This window comes from Gaoshiqia sediminis (assembly GCF_025907915.1).
Lineage (GTDB): Bacteria > Bacteroidota > Bacteroidia > Bacteroidales > Prolixibacteraceae > Gaoshiqia > Gaoshiqia sediminis.
In genome coordinates, this window is the sequence record NZ_JAPAAF010000004.1 from 167,355 (window position 1) to 187,866 (window position 20,512).

12 protein-coding genes are annotated in these 20,512 nt (G+C 46.1%); all 12 read right to left on the reverse strand.

Going from position 1 to position 20,512, the window contains the following annotated elements:
• Positions 1-52 precede the first annotated feature (52 nt).
• Complete coding sequence (locus N2K84_RS04775) at positions 53-1,195, reverse strand: acyltransferase family protein (protein WP_282590639.1); 1,143 nt, start codon at positions 1,193-1,195, stop codon at positions 53-55.
• Between the two features lies 1 nt (position 1,196).
• Positions 1,197-3,428 carry an alpha-N-acetylglucosaminidase gene (locus tag N2K84_RS04780; protein WP_282590640.1) on the reverse strand — a complete coding sequence of 744 codons (2,232 nt, stop codon included), beginning with the start codon at positions 3,426-3,428 and terminating at the stop codon, positions 1,197-1,199.
• A gap of 32 nt (positions 3,429-3,460) precedes the next feature.
• Positions 3,461-5,776, reverse strand: coding sequence for a GH92 family glycosyl hydrolase (locus tag N2K84_RS04785; protein ID WP_282590641.1), 2,316 nt, complete (start codon positions 5,774-5,776; stop codon positions 3,461-3,463).
• A 2-nt stretch (positions 5,777-5,778) separates the two neighbouring features.
• Positions 5,779-7,560, reverse strand: a complete 1,782-nt coding sequence (locus tag N2K84_RS04790) for a hypothetical protein (protein ID WP_282590642.1) — start codon at positions 7,558-7,560, stop codon at positions 5,779-5,781.
• A 164-nt stretch (positions 7,561-7,724) separates the two neighbouring features.
• Positions 7,725-9,344, reverse strand: a complete 1,620-nt coding sequence (locus N2K84_RS04795) for a RagB/SusD family nutrient uptake outer membrane protein (RefSeq protein WP_282590643.1) — start codon at positions 9,342-9,344, stop codon at positions 7,725-7,727.
• Between the two features lie 24 nt (positions 9,345-9,368).
• A complete protein-coding gene (locus N2K84_RS04800; protein ID WP_282590644.1) occupies positions 9,369-12,650 on the reverse strand; it encodes a TonB-dependent receptor in 3,282 nt (1,093 codons plus the stop codon).
• A 194-nt stretch (positions 12,651-12,844) separates the two neighbouring features.
• Positions 12,845-13,897 carry a FecR family protein gene (locus N2K84_RS04805; protein WP_282590645.1) on the reverse strand — a complete coding sequence of 351 codons (1,053 nt, stop codon included), beginning with the start codon at positions 13,895-13,897 and terminating at the stop codon, positions 12,845-12,847.
• 145 nt (positions 13,898-14,042) lie between these two features.
• The gene (locus N2K84_RS04810; RefSeq protein WP_282590646.1) at positions 14,043-14,633 is read right to left on the reverse strand and encodes an RNA polymerase sigma factor; all 591 of its coding nucleotides are present in this window, start codon (positions 14,631-14,633) and stop codon (positions 14,043-14,045) included.
• 83 nt (positions 14,634-14,716) lie between these two features.
• Entirely contained in the window at positions 14,717-17,194 is a 2,478-nt protein-coding gene (locus N2K84_RS04815) for a helix-turn-helix domain-containing protein (RefSeq protein ID WP_282590647.1), read from the reverse strand.
• Positions 17,195-17,365: 171 nt separating this feature from the next.
• Positions 17,366-17,980, reverse strand: a complete 615-nt coding sequence (locus N2K84_RS04820) for a copper homeostasis protein CutC (protein WP_282590648.1) — start codon at positions 17,978-17,980, stop codon at positions 17,366-17,368.
• A gap of 311 nt (positions 17,981-18,291) precedes the next feature.
• Entirely contained in the window at positions 18,292-19,830 is a 1,539-nt protein-coding gene (locus N2K84_RS04825; protein ID WP_282590649.1) for a tetratricopeptide repeat protein, read from the reverse strand.
• 357 nt (positions 19,831-20,187) lie between these two features.
• Entirely contained in the window at positions 20,188-20,319 is a 132-nt protein-coding gene (locus N2K84_RS04830; RefSeq protein WP_282590650.1) for a ComC/BlpC family leader-containing pheromone/bacteriocin, read from the reverse strand.
• Between the last annotated feature and the right edge of the window lie 193 nt (positions 20,320-20,512).

The following is a 20,512-nucleotide window of genomic DNA, read 5'->3' on the forward strand; positions in this document are numbered from 1 at the left end:
AGCATTACTCGCAGCTTGCCGAAGCAAAGCGGCGTTTTCCTTGTCATTCAAACTAAATTTTAATGTAAATCCGGCGTTTGTCGAGCCACCAGCCAAGCGCCCAACACAGCGCGACGTAAGCTAAGGCCGTTGCCAATGCGCCGAACGAGCCGGGTAAGATGACCTGGAAAATGCGCTCGCTGACCCATTCAAAAGCGTCCAGGTTGGGAGTGACGGGTGTCATGCGAAGGACGACATAGAACAGCTCGGAGAAGAGGTAAATGAAAAGCGGATTCTTGCCGAAGACATCGCAAAACTTCACGCCGAATTTTACCTTTTTTAATTCGATGGCGAATAGCAACAAGGCCATAATCGACAGGTCGACGCCAACGGTGTACAGCACGAAGGGGCTGGTCCAGAGTTTCTTCGAAATCGGGAAAATCAGGTCCCACCACAAAGCCAGCGAAGTCAGCAGAAATCCGGTCATCAGCAGGTACGCCAGTCCTTCGAAACTTTTGCCTTTCTTCTGAATAAAAACGCCGGCCAGGTAGCCCCACAGTACGTTGACGATTGCCGGCAGGGTACTTAGTATTCCTTCGGGGTCGAAGGGGATGGCATCTTTTTTATAAATGTGCCCCATGCCGAGAATAGCCAGGTCGAAACGCGAGCCGGCATTGGTGGCCATGTCGAGCTCCGCACCCGGTTGTCCGAAAAGATAAAGGATGGCCCAATATGCCAGGAGTATCAATGCTGATGTGATGATAATGGCTCTTTCGGAGAGGTAGCGGACCATGACCGAGGCAAAGAAATAACACAAGGCGATTCGCTGTAACACGCCCATGATGCGGGTTTCGGCAATGGGTTTCCACAGGAATGAGCCGTCGTCGGCAAAATGGAAGAAGGGGAACCAGTACATGAGGTAGCCCAGTAAAAAAATGATGACGGTTCGTTTGATGATTTTTGTCCAAAGCTCGGATGCGGGCATCTGGCGCATTTTCAGCATCGAAAAGCTCATCGCGTTCCCCATTGCAAACAGAAATGACGGGAACACGAGGTCGGCCAGGGTGAAGCCGAACCAATGAGCGTGAACCAGATAGGGGTACAACGGTGCCCCGGTGCCGGGTGTGTTCACTACAATCATCAGGGCAATGGTTAGCCCGCGAAAGACGTCGAGCGAGAGGAAACGCTCCGGTTTTGCAGTTCGTGTTTGTTCCATATCAATAGTCGTATTGAATTGGTTTCATTTGTTTCGTCAGTGGCTCAATGCGGTCGCGGTATTTGGCATGCAGTTCTTTCGCCAGCTGAATTTCGTTGCCGTTCGCTTCAGTTGGAAATTGCTTTTGGCTGCAAACCCAATTCCACTCCCAGTCGGCAATTTTTTTATCGAATCCGGATTGGTCGAAAGCTTTCCAGTTCTGGTTCACGTCCGCAAAAAACTGTTCCCAGCGGGGTTTGTAAAAATCGCTGATGAGGCCGTTCCATTGGCGGCAACTGTATTCGTGTAGCCGGTTGTTGGCGCCGCCCCACAAGGTAATCAGGTCACGGGCATTTTGCTCGTAAAGGTTTTTCTCTTCTTCCGTTTGGCCGCAGGCACGGGCATCGGCCAGCCAGGGCCCGAGCATGAAATCGCGGCGTGTTGCCAGCAATCGGTCCATATCGTCCATCAATTCCAAAAATTCCGTGCTGTATTTGGCAAAGGCAACTTTGTCGTTGTTTCGCCAGGCTTCTGCAAAGGCTTGCTGAACTGGCAAGGCATAGTTGGCCAGTACTTGCCGCGTCACATCAATCAAATCGTAACGAAAACCGTCGGAGTTGGCGCAGCTGTCGGCTTGCTGAACCAGCAATTCCCAGGCAGGCAGCAAATCGGACTGAGCGTAATTTAGCTTGGTGCGTGCCCAGCGGCGGAAACCTTCGAAAGTTGGCCGCGCCACAATAATCGATTCGGTGCCGTCGCGGATGGTCTGGCCGTTGTAAACCGTCTGGCAAAGTACCGACCAGGCTTGTTCCAAAGTGGCGTTGCTCTCGCCGTAACGGTTGCGGATGTAGCGCGGAAGCCATTCCTGCAGGTCAATTGGCGAATTGCGCCAGGTATGGTCGGTCATTAATTCGTACAACACCGGTGTTTGCTCAATGGCCTCCATGGTCAGACCAATACCTTTGAGCTGTCCCGAAGTGGAATCATTCAATGCCAGTGCGGGTTTCGTGGCTACTGTCTCAATGCGGCCAAAGAGGCTGACGTTGCCGCCAAAATTGTGCAACATGTTCCAAATCCATTCTTTGCCGTAAAACGCTTCGGTGCGTTTCCAAACCGGTTCAATTTCGGCGGCCAAGTCGAGAATAATCATCCGGTCGTCGGGAATGGTATCAAGTAGCGCTTTGATTTGCGGGGCTTTCCAAAAATCGCGGTGACTGTAAAACAGCCAGCCTTGCATCACCCAAACTGCATCCGGGTCAGCCGACTTCATGCCTTCGAAAACCTCCGCACTTAATTCCGACAGATAAGCCGGTTCGTTCGAGGGCGGTTCGTTTTCGTTGAAGGTGTCGGCCGAATACAGGTGGTCGGTGCCGAAAACCTGTTGCTGCACTTCGAGGAACTTTTTACCGATTTCGGCAAACAGCGGGTCGTTGGCATCGAGAATGTAAGTGTCGTCGAAATCGTTGCCCCAGTTGGTTTGTTTCAACTTAGCATTTGGAAAATATTTTTTGAATGACGCCGGAACGTGACCGGTAAAAGCCGGCAAAACGGGTTTCATGCCCAGCTCGCGTTCGCGTTGTAAAATTTTTTGTTGAAGCGCACGCTGATTGTCTTTCCAGCTTTTGGGCAGCGGGCCGCCCCAGCCGTCGAGGTTGCCCATCCAGAACCAACCGAAATAGGCCGGTCCGCAGAAAAACGGGTTCAAATCATCGTCGGTAAAACCGTACGAGCGGTACACTTCATCCCAAATCGACTCCTCGCCGGTAATGGCCAGCGGCATGTTGATGCCGTGCAGTGCCATCCAGTCAATTTCCTTTTCCCAGCGGGGCCAGTCCCACCAGCTCATGCTGTAGTTGAAGGTGCAGTAGTTGAGGTAGTAGCGGTACTCGTAAGGGCTGTCTTTCCGAACTTTTGCCGGAATTACCGGAAGCTCCGAAGGCAGATTCAGGTTGGTGCCGTTCCAGGTAATTTGGCAATGGCAATATTCGGTGAGGTAGTAATAAAAAGCTGATGCCACAGAAACGCCATTATTTCCGCGAAGCTGAATTTTGCCATCTTTCGATTCCAGCTCGAACCAGTCTGCCGAGTCAGATGCGACAACTTCAACTTCGAACCGGTCTGCATATTCCGGCACGATACGCTGAATTAAGGCCGCTTCGGGTGATAAACTGCCGGGGTTGGCTTTTGGGGAGGTGCAGGCTGAAAATGAGAACAGGATAACAGCTGCGAAAGCCAGGTTAAGTAATTTCTTCATGGTTCTATTTTTCGTGGTTTTATGGTTTCGGCTTACTGATTTTTATCGAGTGAATAAGGGCGTGATTCGGAAGCGACCCCCCAGGTAGTATCGGGCTGGTCGCTCATTTCAAAATCGATGGTGCCGCCTTGCATCAGGTCGAAGTGATTGAAGAAGTTTCGGTCCGTTTCTTTTCCGTTCACGACCAGTTTCCGGATGTAATTTTTCCCTTCCGAAGCACCTGGCGCATTAATGGTCAAGGTATTCCCGTTTTCCAATTGAAGCGTGATTTTGTCGAAGTGGGGGCCGGAAACCACATATTCGGGAACCGACGGACAAACCGGATAAAAACCGAGTGCTGCAAAAACATACCAGGCCGACATTTGCCCGGCATCGTCATTACCACTTAAACCTCCGGCATCAGCTCCATATTCGGTCTTCATGATCTCTGCAACAAGCTGCTGGGTTTTCCAGGGCTGCCCCGAGTAGTTGTACAAAAAGGGAATCTGGTGTCCCGGTTCATTACCATGCCAGTACTGCCCCGATGCATGAAAATGATCGAGATTTTTGTTGAAGCCTTCCTGTCCGCCCATCAATTGCATCAAACCTTCAACATCTTGCGGAACATACCAGGTGTATTGGTAAGGTGTTCCTTCGGTGATGTAGGATTGGCGAATAAATTTGTTAAAATCACCGGTATAAGTTCCGTCCGCATATCGGCCACGCATACACGAATCGGCCGGACTATATACATTTTTATAGTTGAGGCCCCTATTTTTCAGAATTGCTGCGTTGACTGAATCGCCTCGTTTCTCGGCAATCCGGCTTAATGCAAAGTCATCGAATGCATATTCCAAAGTTCGTGAAACCTGTTCTTTTTTGTGAAAAGATTCCTGCACGCTGTCCTCTAAAGGAATGTACCCGTACTCCAGATACGATTCCAGTGCCCGGCGACCTTTTCCCTCCTTATATTCGTCAAAGGTTTCAGGCGACTGAAAGGCATTTTTCAGCAGTAACTCGTATTGCACTTCGGTCAAATCAATGATACCTTTAGAATAAGCATCTCCAATTGCCGCAATCACGTGATCGCCGATCATAGCCGAGGTGTAGCTGTTCCAGCAGGGAAAGATTGGTAACCAGCCGCCTTGTTTGGCTTTATCCAACAAACTGTACATCATGTCGGCATTGGTTTTCGGCACAAGCAGATTGAATAGCGGATGGGATGCCCGATAGGTGTCCCACATCGAAAAGTCGCAGTAATAGTCGCGGTCGCCCGAGTTCATGATTTGTGTACCGCCGGCAAAACCGGGATAGCTGCCATCAATATCGTTAAAGGTACGCGGGTGTAAAAAACTGTGATAAAGAGCGGTGTAGAATTTTACTTTTGCCTCTTCATCAGAACCTTCAACCCGAACCTTGCCCAGCAGCTTTTCCCAGTCTGTTTTCAAGTTGGCTTTGGCCTGTTCAAAATCAATTCCCTTGGTTTCAGCGTCGAGATTTTTGCGGGCTTCATCGATGCTGGTAAACGAGGTGCCAATTTGCACCCAAACGGTTTCGTTCGCTTTCAAATTAAAACTGACATAAGCGCCAAGTTCCGGTAAATTTACCAGCTCAGTGGTGTTTGCCTGCAGAAGGCTGTCGGTAAAAACGCCGAAGTTCTCGAAATCGTGGCTAAACCGTGCAACAAAGTACCCGCTGAAACCGGCCGGTTCGCCCCAACCCTGGTAGATGCGGTGAACCGGGTTGTAACCCGAAATTTCGTTGTTCGAGGCATCGATTTTTACAAATCCCTGTGCCTCGTCGCTGTTGGGATTGATGATGATATGCGATTCGCCTGCCCGTTCAAAGGTAAATCGAAACAAGCCGCAGCGTTTGGTGGTCGTCATCTCGGCATCGACGGCATAGTCGTTTAAATGAACCTGATAGCAGTATGGTGTTGCGTTTTCGCTGTCGTGCGAGTAGGCCGAGCCCCGGTTTTCAGTCTGAAATTTTAGTTCACCCGAAATCGGCATGATGCTGACACTGCCATAGTCCTGCACGCAGGAACCGCTCAGCCAGTGGCTGCCGCGAAAACCGGAAATAACCGAGTCGCTGTAGTAATACGGTGCCACGCATTTGGTTTCGGTGGTTCGGGTTTGCGGGGTCCAGTTGGTCATGCCGAAAGGCACGGTGACAAAGGGAACCACCTGCGCGTTGTTTTCGGTTCCTTCGCCGTGTTTCAGCGCGCTGATGGTTGTTGATGGCGCTGTTCCAATCATCGGGTTCACGTAGTCAACCAGACTGGTTGTTCGCGTGGTGCTTTGGCAACTGCCCAATACAACGCAGCTTCCAAGCAGGATTCGGGAAAGGTATTTGATTTTTTTCGTCATGCTTATTTTAGGCTTAATGTATGTTGAAAGGGAGTAAAGCCGGTAAAGTAAAGGTGCAGGCCTTTTCCTTTGGCGGTTCCCCGGTGCGTGCTGTACATTTCACCGTCGATGAGGTCGGTACGGTTATGTTGAAACAAGCCCGGCCCAACCCGGATGGTATCAGTCCCTGATGTGAAGGTGGCATATTCACCGGTTTCGAGGTAAAATTCGGAATCGTTCTCCGATTTCAGCACCTGTTGAAGTTGTCCGTTATCCCGAAAGCAAAGTTCTAATGTGACTTCAGTGCCGGGCTCTCCGTCAATTTGAATATCCAGTTCAAATTCACCCTCATTTTCGCGAACGTTGATGGTTGACTCAAGCGTCTGTAGGTTACTGACCGGCCGGTTCTCAAAGTCCATTTTGCTCCAGTAGCGTCCGTCAAGCGACTCGGTCAGCGGGTAATCGCCGTCGGGGTGGAGTAATTCTGCCGGCATTGGTTGGTAATAAACGGCTTCTTTGCGTTCACGGATTCGGAACTGGTTTCCGTCTGCCTCCAGTCCGTTTCCTCTGACATAACCGGTGTTGAAGAAGGAGGTTGAAAGCCGTGCATATTCCAAAATGGCTTCGCCTTTGCGCAGCGTGAAAAAAGTCGGGTTGGTTGCGCGTCCTGATGCAATGACGACCGGAAAATCGTTGCTTGCGTTGATGGTTGCGGTTGTTGATCCCCGCTTCAACCGGGCCATTCCGGTCAGCGGAAACAGACGGGTATAATTTTCGGAAAGCTTCTCCGGGGCAGGCAGTTGTTGGCACAACAGGTCAAATTCGTTGAAATGGATGAGCGAATTTGACAGAACCTGGCGGTCGAAATCGGTGAACTGTTCGATTTGGCGAGCGATGGCCGCCAAAGAAGTATCGTTCTGGTAAATAGCCAGATAGCGGTAAGCTAAATAGAAGATGCTCATGGAGATGTTCATGTATTGATCCTGTCGTCGCGAGTCCAGGGTAACCAATTCGCCGCTTTCTTCCATCAGATAATAGGTTGAAACCAGGTTTTTCCGGACAATTTCCAGTAAACCGGGGCGGTTCAGGTAATGCGCAATGGTTAGCAGGGCGCTGGTTTCAACCCGTGAATAGATTCGGCTACGTTCGGGGAATTGCCCATCGGCATCGATATAAATGCTATCGGCCAGCCATTGGTCTGCGCGGTTCAGGTAACGCTTGTCGCCATATAAGTAGTACAAGCGGGCCAGTGCTGCCGCAATTACCCAGCGATGGTTGGGTGTATGAACGCCACCGGTTAACAGTGCTTCGCCTGCTTTTTTGACAAACGCTTCGGTTTGTTCCAAAATTGGTAGAAGCGGGACCATGGTTGCTTTGCGCAGGAGCAGGATTACCGGGCAAAGGTATTCGAGCAAAAAAGCGGTATCCGGAGGCGACTGCCGGTTTCCACCGGCATCAACGGTTCCGTTGGGGTGTTGGGCCGCAAGCAGTTTGGAAACGATTGCTTTCAGGTAGGCCAAAACTTCGGCTGCCTGGTAATAAGCAGATTGCTCATTTGTGTACGAGGCCGACATAACCGCTAGGTTGCGTGCCAACGTTCTTGTGACTGGAAGTTTAGCTTCTATCGGAATTGATTTCCGGGATAAAATGAGTTCAACTTCCGAATCATTTGCTTCCAGTAACTGGTCGAGCAGATCTTGGTCTGTTTCATCCGATTGATTTCCGTTTTGGGCCCAGGCATAGCCGGGTAGGAGAGTGCTAATGGTTCCAATTGTTCCCAGTTTTATGAATTGACTTCGGTTCATCTTTTCTCGGTTTATGTGATTCGGGTGAATGGCTCTTGCTTGGTGCCGGTTTAGTTTGAGCGAAATAGTTTCTTGTTTTTTTCGAAGAAGAGGTTGAAAAAGAAATGGAGAAGAAGATTTAACCTTCTTCTCCATTAAATTATCCTTTAGTTTGAGGATGCAGATTAATTGTATCCTGGATTTTGTACCAGCAGTGAGTTTAATTTCATCGCATCAGTTGGGATGGGTAAAATACGACGGTAAGTTTCGTTGTTGGTTTTGAAACCCCAGCTATCTTCAAATTTCCCGAACCGGATCATATCGTTCCGGCGCCAGCATTCATACACAAGCTCACGGCCCCGTTCGCTGTAGAGATCTTCGAGCGTTACCGTGGTCCAGGCTGGCGAAGTAGAACGGTTTTCACGTACCATATTGACCAAAGATAAGGCCGTATGACCCAGCGTCGGCGTACCTCCGCGCAGGATCGCTTCTGCTTTCATCAGGATAACATCGGAATACCGGAGATAGGGAACGTCGTTATTCTGGTTCCGGTTGGTCGATGAAGCATCGGGGTAGAACTTGATGTTCCGATACCCCATGTTCCAGGCAATTTCGTCGTTTCCGCAGTCAAACAGATCCGGGTTCTGACGCAAGGTGATATCAGGTGACAAAGTAACATGGTAGGTGTAAGGCTCACCGCCATCGGCACCGGTATAGAATTGGTCATAGCCTTTTTTGGTGGTCGTTACCATAATTGGCGTAACGCCATCATTCATATATTGCGGACCGGTTAGCCATTGGTCGTTTCGGATATCGCCCGGATCACTAAAAATAGCGTAGAATTCGGGCAGGGTACTCATTGGTGCACTTGGGCGGAACGGCAATTCAAATTTAGCCTGAAGCGAACGCGGCACATCGTAACGGGCACGGTACATCTGTCCGTTTGTTCCGGGGTAAGCCGCAGCCGACGGGTCGAACGGAACGGCAAAGATGAATTCTTTCATTTGCGGTCCGTTATCGGGATAGAACATTTGCAGGTAGGAAGAACGTGGTTCGATAGCGAATTTTCCCGAGTTGATGACCGCATCGGCAGCCGCAATGCAATCGTTCCAGCGAGCTGTTCCGGTGTAGTATTCGGCGTTCAGATACATTTTAGCCAGCAGGGCTTGTGCTGTCCATTTGGTTGGGCGGCCATAAGTAGCATCACCGGTTTCTTCACTCAGGTTGGGAATGGCTTTTTTTAGCTCACTTTCGATGAACTCGAAAACCTGAGCACGCGGGGTGTTGGTACGCGGTTCAAAGTCGCCGTACACCGTATCCAGCGGAACATTACCGTAAAAATCCATCATGATAAAGTACGAAATTGCCCGCATGGTTCTAAGTTCTGCCAACGTCCTGTTTTTATTGGCGCCTTCAGGCATAACATTATTCAAAATGTAATAGGCTTGGTTATTCACTCCAATTGCTTTTTCAGTGATGTACCAAAGATAGTTGGTTGCTCCGTGGTCTTTGTCCCAGTTATGATAATGCATCTTCATATAACCTTGGTTATCGTACCAGTTTCCTCCCCGGGCAGGAAGAATTCCCTCATCCGTGCTGATGGTGCTCAGAAAGAAAAATGAATGGGCATATTCTCCTCTGAATGCCGAATAAACAGCGCCGGCGGTTTGTGCGTATTGCTCTTCATTTTGGGGGAAGACATCCGGGGTCATTTGGGTCGTAATCGGAACATCAATATCATGACATGAAGCCAGAAGAAGTCCGGCAACAGCGGATAATACGAAATATTTAATTTTATTTTTCATTGTCTGCTAATTTTTCGATTTTACTTAAAATGTCGCTTTTAAGCCGAATAAGACGGTTCGGGTTTTGGGATAGAAGTTATTAGAATCAACTCCGGGAGCAATGCCACCTTGCTCTACTTCCGGATCGATGCCTTTATATTTTGTAATCGTGAAGAGGTTATTTACAGATGTATAAATACGCAAGTTCTTCACTGATTTGCCGGGATTCCTGAAATTGTATCCCAAGGTCGCATTATCCAAACGAATGTAACTTCCGTTTTCGATGAAACGGGATGAATACTTGTAAGAGTTCAAATCTAGGGGAGACTCGTTGGCAACATCCACCAGAATGTTTGCCGAGTGGGCTGTACTGGGGCGGAACAGATCGGCCCGGGTTGCATTGAAAACTTTATTTCCGAATACCCCGCGAATGAAAATGTTCAAATCGAAGTTTTTGTATTTGAAATCATTTGTCCAACCCATTAACAGTTTGGGTTGCGGACTTCCCATGTAGTGGTAATCTACGCCAATGGCAGGGTTAGTTGTCAGACTGCCGTCGGCGGCAACATACTGCGAAACCCCTTCCGAATTTTTGCCGGCATATTCCAGCGTGAAGAACTGACCAATCGGTTTTCCTTCTTTCAGAATCTGAAGGGTACTTCCGGTTTGGCCGCCACCGTCGGGTTGTGTAATCCGGACGGAGTCGCCACCTGTGAACAATGCATTTTGCAGTTTCTCAATCACGTTTTTATTGTGGGCCAGGTTGATGCTGCTGGTCCAGGTAAAATCCTGGGATTTCACCGGAGTTACATTCAAACTAACTTCAACCCCTTTGTTCGACATTTCGCCTCCGTTGGCTGTAATAACCCCGGCTGGAACCAATACCGTATTAACATTGTAGGTATAGATCATGTCTGTGGTTTTTTTGTTGTACACTTCAACATAACCACTTAATTTCCCGTTGAGTACCGTAAAATCCAAACCAAGGTTGGTGGTGGCTGTTTTTTCCCAGGCCAAATCAGGATTTGCTGCCTGGTTCGGACCGTAGGCAAAGATTTGGTTGCCTTGCGAGTAATAAGTACCCAGCGGACCAACAATAAACTGAGCAGTATAAGCATTAAAGCCTGATGAGTTTCCGGTTACCCCGAAACTACCGCGTAGTTTTAAGTCGCTGAAGAGACTTTGCGATTGCATAAATTCTTCCTGGTCAATTCGCCAGGCTAATCCTACCGAAGGGAAATATCCCCATTCGTTGTTTTCGCCGAACACCGAACTGCCATCCCGGCGAATAGAAGCCTGCAACATATATTTGTTATCGTAGCTATAGTTTAAACGGGCAAAATCGGAGATCAAGCGGGTTTTCTGGTAAGCGTAAGCATCACCAAAATTCACAATGAACCCATTTACTGCAGCGTAGTTACCTAAGGCTAAGTTGTTATAGCTCACGTCATCGACAGGGAAATTCGTGTTCGATGAAGTAAAACCGTCGCCGAAAACGTTGTCCTGCCAGGAATATCCCACGACAGCGTTGATCGTGTGTTTTTCGAACTCACGGGCCCAGGTCAGGTAGTTTTCGAGGATGATATTGGTATTCTCATAAGAACTTCTGGATGCAAGTCCGTTCGATCCAAAGTTAATGATTGAATGCGTTGCCGGAGGTTCCGGATTATTATAAAACTGTGCACTGTTGTAATTGGTTGCATAATAGCTGTTGTAATATTCGCCATTTAGCGATGCACTTCTCTGGTAGGCCACATTCAGGTTGTATTTAAATCCGTAGGGCAGGGTTATTTCGGTTGTGAAGTTCCCCAGCAAGGTATTGATTTTTGAATCGTCATCAGCCTGCTCAATGATGGCCAGCGGGTTAAAATACCCCGAGTGGTTGAAGTTTTCGAAATAAGTACCATCTTCATTTTTTGGGCTGGTTACCGGCAGGTACTTGGCCGCTTGCAATAAGGCTGTGTTTCGCTGAGGTACTTTTGTGTTTTTAATGTTAGAGTTTGTCACGCTCAGCCCGAATTTAACCTTGTCGTTGAATGCCAGTTGTTCTATTGCCATGCGGGCAACAATGCGGTTTTGGTTGCTGCTGAGCAAAATACCCTGTTTGTCGATATAGGTAATGCTGGCGATGTAATTGCTACGCTCATTGCCTCCGCTGTACGACAGGTTGTGGCTGGTTGAAATTGCCGCTGAGCGCTGGATTTCTTTTTGCCAGTTGGTATTCGCGCCCATATCATCTTCGGGAGCAAAATTCATGTTGTTTTTATCAAGGAAAGATCGCAACTGATTGGCATCCATCATGTCGAGTTGATTTGAAACACTTTCGATGCCAACATAACCGTTGTAGGAAATTTGCTCCAGATCTTTTTTCCCTTTTCTGGTGGTAATCATGATCACACCATTCGCAGCGCGGTTACCATAGATTGAAGTTGCTGCCGCATCTTTCAATACATCAACTGAAACGATATCGTCGGGGGCAACCAGTGAGATGTCGGCGCCGGGAACCCCATCAATCACATAAAATGGGCTTTGCGAACTGTTAATGGTTGATGCTCCGCGCATGATAATGGTTGCTCCGCGTGTTGGGTCTCCACTGGATGAGATATTCAATCCGGGTACTTTACCCTGTAACAAGGTTCCAACATCGGCAATAGCTCCCCTGTTCAAATCGTCTGACTTTACAGAGGTAACAGCGCTCGATAGGTTTTTACGCGAGTTCCTTCCATAACCGATGGCTACAACCTCTTCCAGGCCAACAACATCAGCTTTAAGGGTTACGTTGATGGCTTGCTGACCAGTGTACCCAACTTCTTCACTCTTCATTCCAACAAAAGAGATTACCAGGACTGGATTGCTTCCCGATACTTCGATGCTGAAATTCCCGTCAAAGTCGGTGATGGTTCCCTTCGAAGTGCCTTTTTGCATCACGGTTGCCCCGGGGATAGGACTGCCACTTTCATCGGACACCGACCCACGGACCAAGACGGGTTGTTGACTGGTATAAACTGAGCCAACATTTTCTTGTTGTGCCGGACTGAGGATAATTTGCCGGTCTTTGATGTCGTATTTTACATTAGTTCCGCGGAAAACTTCGTCCAGCACTTCGCTTACCTTTTTATCCGAAAGATTAATGCTCACTCTGCGGTTGACATCAATCAACTCATTGCTGTACAAAAAGAAAAATTCGCTGTTTTGTTCGATTTCCATCAACACGTTTTTCACGGTGGTGTTACTCATATTCAGCGACAACCGTGTTCCTTGTGAGTAGGAATTGATCGCCAGCGCCTGGCTGATGGCGATAATAACCAGTAGTGCAGTTAGTTTCATACATCTTACAATTTTTTTGACTTGCGGATAATAACTATCCGGGCCAAACCTTTTACGATTTTTTTCCATAATTTTGTAATGGTTTTAGTTTGACAATAATTATCGATGTTGTTATTCTGAGCGAACCACAAGGGAAGGTGTTGCAGCACTTTCCCTTATTTATTTTTCTTCTTTTCTCATTGGCAAAGGCATGTTTAATTGTGTCTTGAGATCACGTATTTAGTTCTTGTCATGCTGCTGCTTTGTTGCGGGCTTATGGTATACTGTTCTAAACGAAATCCGGCAGCATTGGAAACATACTCCAACACCTGGGGTAACGTTTCGTTTTGGATGGTCATCGTGAACGGATGTTTGCCCAGTTTTCCGGTCGGGTCTTTCAATTCAATTTCAGTATTGTACCATCTGCTCAAACGGGTGATTACTTCTTCCAGCGGGTCATTTCTGAAAATCAGTTTTCCTTCGGTCCATGCGGTATATTTATCCACATCAACTATTTGTTTGGTCAGCGAGCCGGATTGTTTCCGGTATATGACTTGTTCGTTTGGGTTCATTTCCAGTTTCTTTTCCAAATTGTTAGCCGGTGCGAAATACACTTTCCCTTCTTCCAGTACAACCGATGAATGGTCGTCGTCGGGGAATGCCGAAACATTAAATCGGGTGCCGGTAACCGTGATGATGCCATCGGTTGTTTTTACTTCAAACGGATGCTTTTTGTCGGATGAAACATGGAAATAGGCTTCTCCGGTGAGGATGACTTCGCGATTTCTTTGTGTGAACTGACTTGGATACTGCAGGGTTGTTCCGCCGTTTTGCCAAACTTCGGTGCCATCGGGCAATACCGTTTTCAGTTTCGAGCCCATGGGCGTTTCCAGTGTAATATATTGTCCGCTTGTGGCATGATTGGTGTTTTGGTAGAACATCCAGACACTGGCTAGCAGCAGCGGGATAAACAGGACGGCGGCAGCCCGCTGAGCGTACTGGTAAAATTTTCGGAGGATTGGTTGTTTTGCTTTTTGTTCCAGATTAATCTGATGATGAATGGAGTCGAGCATTTGGTTAAGTTCGTCTTCCCTGATTTTGTGCCGGTTTGATGGCGAATGCTGCCAGTATTCGAAAAGCAGCATCCTCAATTGTTCCTTGTGCTCATCCGATTGAAACAACTGAATCATCCGGGCAAGCTCTTCCGGATTGCAGGTATTGTTCAGGTATTTTTCTATCAGTGAAACTATATTTTCAGATTTGTCCATTTGATAATGATTTAAAAAACTGAACTCTGGTTAGCTCCAAGCCAGGAGTGATTGTCAGAAGTTCACAGGTATTACGTAGAAGATAGTTGTATCCCCCAAGGGAAAATATAGAAAAATTAATCCGTTTTTTATAAGTTGTTGTTGGTTAGATGAATAAGGAGGTGAAAAGAAATGATTTTAGTTCTCCTGAATTCAATTTTCTCCGGATGGATTTTAAGGACAGGTTGATTTGGTTTTCAACCGTTTTTACGGAGATGTTGAGTTTTTTTGCGATTTCGGCATGACTGAGGCCTTCCTCCCGGCTCATCTGAAAAATAAGTTTGCGTTGTTTGGGTAATTGCTGAATAGCTTCTTGAAGCTTGTAAGTCAGTTCGTTGAAATGAAAAAGGTTCTCTGTTTCTGTTCCCTCTTTGGTTACATGGGTTTTTAAATATTCGGCATACTTTTCGTCCTTCAGTCGTTTTCGGATCAGGTCGATGGAAATGTTGTGGGATATGGTGAAGAGATAAGCATTCAACGATTGGTTGGGTTGGATTTCCTTACGTTTGTTCCACAGTTTCAGAAAAGTATCCTGTACAATCTCTTTGGCATCTTCGCGGTTTTTCAGAATGGAAAAGGCAAAACTATACAGCCGTTCACTGTATTGACGGTAAAGTATATCGAAGGCTTTCATGTCTTCTTCTTTTAGCCTCTTTACCAGCTGTTTCGTATTTTCACTCGCCGGAGTTCCATTCATTTCAGCACTGTTAATTGCGGATAAAACTATCAATATTTTTCAATTAAGTGATTAAGGAACGATGAAGATGTTTTTGGTGTAGCTTATTTTGCTGATTGATTGGTTACTTCCAGATATTTTAATACATATCGGATTTCAGAGTAAGTGTAACTTTCTCCCAATGCTGCTTTAAGTTTGCCAAATGACAGGTTTGGATTCTTACCGACCAATTCAACAATGGTTTTTTGCTTTTCAGGGGCTACCAAATGTTTAATTTCCAATTCGCCGGTGCCCACGAAATGGGCCAGGTGCCCTTCAATGGTCGAAAGAGCCATTTCCCGTTCCCGGGCAATTTCATCAACTGTTTTACCCGATTTGAAAAGATTAAAGCTTATATTTTTGGAGTCGAGCATGGCTTTGGCGGGTTCTTTTTCAGCTCCGACGGGGAGTTCCATGCCTTTTTCCTTTCGGTAAGCAATGGTCATTTCCAGGATTTCTTTGCCATATTGTTGCAGTTTCTTTCCGCCCAGTCCTTTTATCGCTTTTAACTGGATAAGTTTGGCTGGCAGTTTTTCGGCGATTTCGGATAAGGTTTTCTGAGGAATGATTTTGGAAACGGGAACTTGTTGTGCTTTTGATTTTTTCAGTCGCCAGGTGCTTAACGTGTTGAAAAAAGCGGGATGAGAAGACGTAGCCGCCATGGCATGATCACTAGCGTGGGTTTTGAATCCGGGCGTAATGGTGGCTTTTGCTTTTGTTTCCAGATAGGTTTTCAATTGGAACCCATTCAGGCAACAGTTCAGCACACTTTTCTTTATGGCAAGTTCGCGGTGTAGCTTTTCCATCCCTTCCTGAAAACTTTTGCGGATGGCAGCGTTGTCGGTTTGAAAGCCTGTCTTCTGAAGGGGGTTGATGATGAGGTTTTCCAGTTTCTCCAAAAAGTAGGCGCTGGCTTTTGTTACCCGTTCCTGAAGTTGGTCATTTGCTTCTGCATCCGCTGTCAGGGTGATCAGTTGCCGGATTTGACGGTCGAACTTTTCGGATACTTCCAGCATATCCGTTTTCAAGTGAGGCAACACCTGTTGAAGTGTTTGCGGCAGGTTGCCCAACAACAAGGCGCCGTGTTCGGTGCATAATTTCTGAAGGTATTGGAGCTGCCAAAGTAACGGTTTGAAATCGAAAAGTTCGCTCAGCAGTTGTTGCTGATAAATTTTTCGAGAATTGGTCAGTTCTTTCTCACCGGGTTGGTTTTGTTCAACCTGTTGGGTGAACGAACGGACGGTGCCGTCATTTTTGATACTTTGCGTTTCAATGGGCGAACTCAGCACCAGTCCTTCCAGAGATTTGCAGCGGCTGAGCGCCACATAAACCTGTCCGTGGGCAAATGATAATCGCGCGTTGATGATGGCTTTTTCAAAAGTAAGTCCCTGACTTTTGTGGATGGTAATGGCCCAGGCCAGTTTCAGCGGAAACTGCTCAAAGGTCCCAATAATTTCTTCTTTTATTTCTTTGGTTTCGGGGTCGAGCGAGTATTTGGCATTCTGCCAGGTTTCGCGTTCTACGACAATTGGTTCAAAATCACCTTTACACGAAACTTCGATCTTATCTTCCCAAATACGTGTGATTTTTCCAATCTTTCCGTTGAAATATAGCTTTTCCGACGAACTGTCGTTTTTTACAAACATCACCTGTGCGCCGGTTTTTAATACTAGTTCAAAGTCGGTTGGGTAAAGGTATTCCGGAAAATCAAGATGCACATTGGCTTCAAAAAAATGTTCTCTGCTTTTCAGTTCTTTCAGCTTGGTTTGGTTGATTTGTTGTGCTTGGTAATTGTGTGTCGTCAGGGTGATGTAGCCTTCTTCGTCGGTTGGCTTAAAACCGGGGATATAGCGTTTGTTCAGTTCGGAAAGGGTGTTTGCGTCGGCATTGTTTTCTCGGATTTGGTTGAGAAGATGAATGAATTTTTCATCGCTTTGGCGATAGATGTGACGCAATTCGATGCTGATGAAATTCGATTGACGGAGGGCACGGCTGCTAAAAAAATAGCAGGTGTCGTAATAGCTTTTCAGGATGTTCCATTCTTCTTCCTTCACCACTGGGGCGAGCTGTTGCAGATCGCCGATCATTAAAAGTTGTACGCCGCCAAAAGGTTTTCGCCGGTCGCGGAAACGGCGCAATACCTCGTCAATGGCATCTAGCAAGTCGGCACGGACCATGCTGATTTCATCAATCACCAATAAGTCGAGGCTTCGGATGATGTTGATTTTTTCCTGGCTGTACCGTTTGATGTTGGTAGGCGCATTTAATCCTGATTGGCTGCTAATGCTCATCGATGGATTTTCCTGAGGAACCTGTGGCCCGAATGAGACCTGGAAGAAGGAATGAATGGTGACCCCGCCTGCGTTGATGGCAGCCACGCCGGTTGGCGCAACTACAACCATGCGCTTGGGTGACTCGCGTTTCAGGTTTTTCAGGAAGGTGGTTTTTCCGGTCCCGGCTTTTCCGGTCAAAAAAATGTTTTGGTTGGTGTAGCGTACGAAATCCGAAGCCAATTGAAGCTGGTCATTTTTAATTTCTGCCATGATCGATAGGGTTGTTATTTTTGATGGAAATTGATAGGGGCGTCCCAAGAATTTCTGCTTAACTAAAATACAACATTCTCGCGGAAACAAAAACAGCCTGTTCAACTTTGTTGGTTAATCCGACTATGGCAGTTTATTTTGCCTTTTTACTTGATACTTACGAGAAACAGATTATACAATCTTCTTTCCGTGAAATTCGTTGGTGCGTATTAATTTACTTAGCTCAGGCAAGTTTTCTCTGGTTACTTTTCCGGCTGCCACAATGATGGTTCGTCCGCTTGCTTTTTCTATCAATTGGTTCAGCATGTCCATACCTTCTTCGGCTGTTGCTTTTGTTCCCGAGGTAAGTATTCGGTCGGCGCCTATGCGGATCAAGATTTCCATTCCGGCCAATGGATCGGTCAACTCGTCGAATGCTTTGTGAAAAGTGACCTGCATAGGCCTGGCATGTTCAATTAGTTCGCGTGTATTTTTTACATCAATCTCACCGGTCGGGGTCAGCAACCCGAATACAACCGCAGGTACACCTAGTTGCTTGCAGATGTCAATATCGGTCTTCATAATTTCCAACTCTTCCGTCGAATATACAAAGTTTCCTCCGCGTGGACGGATCATGATGAAGGATGGAACAGCCAGTTTTTGAACACACGTTTTAATCGTACCATAGGATGGGGTAGTGCCGCCAACCTGCAGGTTTTCGCAGAGTTCAACCCGGTTGGCGCCGGCTTGCTGTGCGGCCAGTGCTTCGGCAAAATTTTCTATACAGGCTTCTTTTATCATGATCATTTTTTGTTGGAGCGGTAAAGATAGTTGGTTTGATTTTTACACACACCTGTCTCGACCAATTTTCATCAATACCAAAAGCCCGGAGCTACCGGGCTTTTGCTGTATTAACCATTTATTTGAAAAACTTTACTTGCGAATGAAGGTATTCAGAATTACTTTTTGAACAGGTAAGGATAGGATAATTAAGAATTTCATTTTGAATACCGTGTGAAAAATGAACGCTTTGACCAGGATAATTTGAACTAAGGAATTTTGAACTAAGGATGTTGCCAGTAACGCTTCACTTTTCTGCTAACTATATATTGATCTTTTTATTCGATGTATTTCATCTTTCGTAATATGGCCGAGGCTTTTTCACTGTAGTAGCTATTACTTTCGGCTATCTTTTTAAATTTTCTGAAGGCTTTTTTCCGCTCGTCGGTTTGCAGGAAGCAAAGTCCGGCGTACCATTCAGCTTGTTCTACAAAAAGGTTGTTTTTTGCTTTAATAACCGATTCGAAAGAGGTAATTGCCTGGTTATATTCTCCCGTTTGCTGATAAGCCATCCCGGCGTAAAAATTTCCCACAGGGTTGTCTTGGTCAATGGCGAGCACATCGTTGAAGAGTTGCAGTGCTGCCGGGTAATTTTCGTCATTATATTGGTGCAGGGCCAAGGTGATTTTATTATCGAGCGTAGCATGACCCGACCTGAAAATGCCTGCTGCCTGATACGTTTCGTAATATTGACTGTATAATTGGTCGTTACTGGCTGCTTTATTCCGGCTGATCAGGCTGGTGATGCTGATTATCAGTATCAATGAAGCTGCAACTGTGGCAATGGCAACCCGAGAGTTCGGAATCCGGGCGACAAACGAACGTTCTTTGCGTTTTTCTTTGATGATATCTTTGCTGATATGGTCCAGTTTTTCCCTCAATCCCATGACATCAGTTTCCTGAATTGCGCGGTCAATGTCTTTGTAGAGTTCCAGCTCGGCAACCAAATCCAGGTTGTTGGTAAGTTCAGATTCGAACGAAGCCAATTCATCTTCTGAAAGTTCGTTGCTCAGATACTGATCAATCTCCTCGATTTTGCGGGATGTTGATGATTCGGTATGCTGAATGCTTTGCAGGCTGGCCCTCAAATCCATAATATCCGTTTCGGCAGCTGCCTGGTCAATTTCCAGGAAGAGTTCAACGTCGCGTGCTAATCCCTGATTGATAACCAATTCGTTTTCAAATTCGGCCAGGGTAGAAGCTTCCAGTTCTTGATGAATGTATTGCTCAATTTCCTGGGCGCTGCGTTCGTGGGTCGGAATGTTGGCAGCAATTTGTTGCAGGTTAGCCCTCAGGTCCAGAATGTCTTTCTCGGTCATGGCCTGTTCGATATCGGCAAAAATGGCTTCATCGTGCGGGGTGAGCGAAAATTCGTCTTCTGCGTGAACGTCCTGTTTTTGTTGTTCTTTGTAGAATTGATGAATGTTTTCTTTTTCAGCGTATTTATGCTGGGCCATATGCAGAATAGGCAAACTTTGGCCGAAGCTGAAAATATCGTTGATATTGACCGGGTTAGTGAATTCTTTGAAAGATGACAGTTCTTCTGACAAGTCGAAGTTGTAAGATTGGTGTTCCATGTGAACCAGTTCTTCCATTTCTTCAGTTTGTTCTTGAGCCATAATGCTTTGCAGGCTATTTCTCAGAGAAGCGATCTCTTTTTCCTGCATGGCGCTTTCGATTTCCTGGTGAAGTTCAATTTCTTCCCTCAGGTCCGAATTGATGGCCAATTCTGCATTGAATTCCCTCAGCTCGTCGCCGGTCAACTCCAGGCTCAGGTATTTGTCAATGTATTCGGTGTATTGTGACTTGCGTATCATCTTTCAAAATTTGGTAAATTTTTTCTACAAAAAGAACAGTGAACGGTTGTTTTTGCCAGTGTACTTATTATTGCAATATGATCAGGAAAAACGTGTTTTTGAAATAAACAATCTAATCGGTTTGCAAAAAATACGGGCGAAAGAACAGAAATTTTTTTGGTTGATTTTGCTTTGTTTAAATTATCGTCGCTTGATTGATTGAATCTCTTCTGAAAAGTCTGGCTTTGTTTGGGCTGTTTGATCTTAAAATTTGACGTTGAAGATTGTTGTGAAGTAAAATCTTATTTGTCAGTATTTTAATGATTTGTTTATTCAGAATGTTTTTCAATTTTTTGACGGGGTAATTTTCACAAAAATTTAGTCCAGATCTTCGATATAAGAATCTAAATCACGGGAAATTCCGCCTTTAACTTCGTTTAATTCTTCTTTTGTTAAAATTTCGAATGATTCAAAAAGGTTTTTTTCGTTGTTAGCAAATAAAGTTTTCATTACTTTTCGTTTTTAATGGTTAATGTTTAAAATTCCTTAATTATCCTTTGTTCGTGATTTTATCCGGTAAAGGTGAAAAAGGTAACCCCGGTAGAATTGAAAAAAATGAAAGAAAAATACCTAATAATTGCTAAGTGTTTGATTGAATGTCGTTTGTGTTTGTTTGTTTTTTTTATTTTTTTTGGGGAAACTC

What these genes read in the sequence shown, in the direction of transcription:
- N2K84_RS04775 (WP_282590639.1), bottom strand. Translation starts at nt 1,195, where the DNA reads ATGGAACAAACACGAACTGCAAAACCGGAGCGTTTCCTCTCGCTCGAC.
- N2K84_RS04780 (WP_282590640.1), bottom strand. Translation starts at nt 3,428, where the DNA reads ATGAAGAAATTACTTAACCTGGCTTTCGCAGCTGTTATCCTGTTCTCA.
- N2K84_RS04785 (WP_282590641.1), bottom strand. Translation starts at nt 5,776, where the DNA reads ATGACGAAAAAAATCAAATACCTTTCCCGAATCCTGCTTGGAAGCTGC.
- N2K84_RS04790 (WP_282590642.1), bottom strand. Translation starts at nt 7,560, where the DNA reads ATGAACCGAAGTCAATTCATAAAACTGGGAACAATTGGAACCATTAGC.
- N2K84_RS04795 (WP_282590643.1), bottom strand. Translation starts at nt 9,344, where the DNA reads ATGAAAAATAAAATTAAATATTTCGTATTATCCGCTGTTGCCGGACTT.
- N2K84_RS04800 (WP_282590644.1), bottom strand. Translation starts at nt 12,650, where the DNA reads ATGAAACTAACTGCACTACTGGTTATTATCGCCATCAGCCAGGCGCTG.
- N2K84_RS04805 (WP_282590645.1), bottom strand. Translation starts at nt 13,897, where the DNA reads ATGGACAAATCTGAAAATATAGTTTCACTGATAGAAAAATACCTGAAC.
- N2K84_RS04810 (WP_282590646.1), bottom strand. Translation starts at nt 14,633, where the DNA reads ATGAATGGAACTCCGGCGAGTGAAAATACGAAACAGCTGGTAAAGAGG.
- N2K84_RS04815 (WP_282590647.1), bottom strand. Translation starts at nt 17,194, where the DNA reads ATGGCAGAAATTAAAAATGACCAGCTTCAATTGGCTTCGGATTTCGTA.
- N2K84_RS04820 (WP_282590648.1), bottom strand. Translation starts at nt 17,980, where the DNA reads ATGATCATGATAAAAGAAGCCTGTATAGAAAATTTTGCCGAAGCACTG.
- N2K84_RS04825 (WP_282590649.1), bottom strand. Translation starts at nt 19,830, where the DNA reads ATGATACGCAAGTCACAATACACCGAATACATTGACAAATACCTGAGC.
- N2K84_RS04830 (WP_282590650.1), bottom strand. Translation starts at nt 20,319, where the DNA reads ATGAAAACTTTATTTGCTAACAACGAAAAAAACCTTTTTGAATCATTC.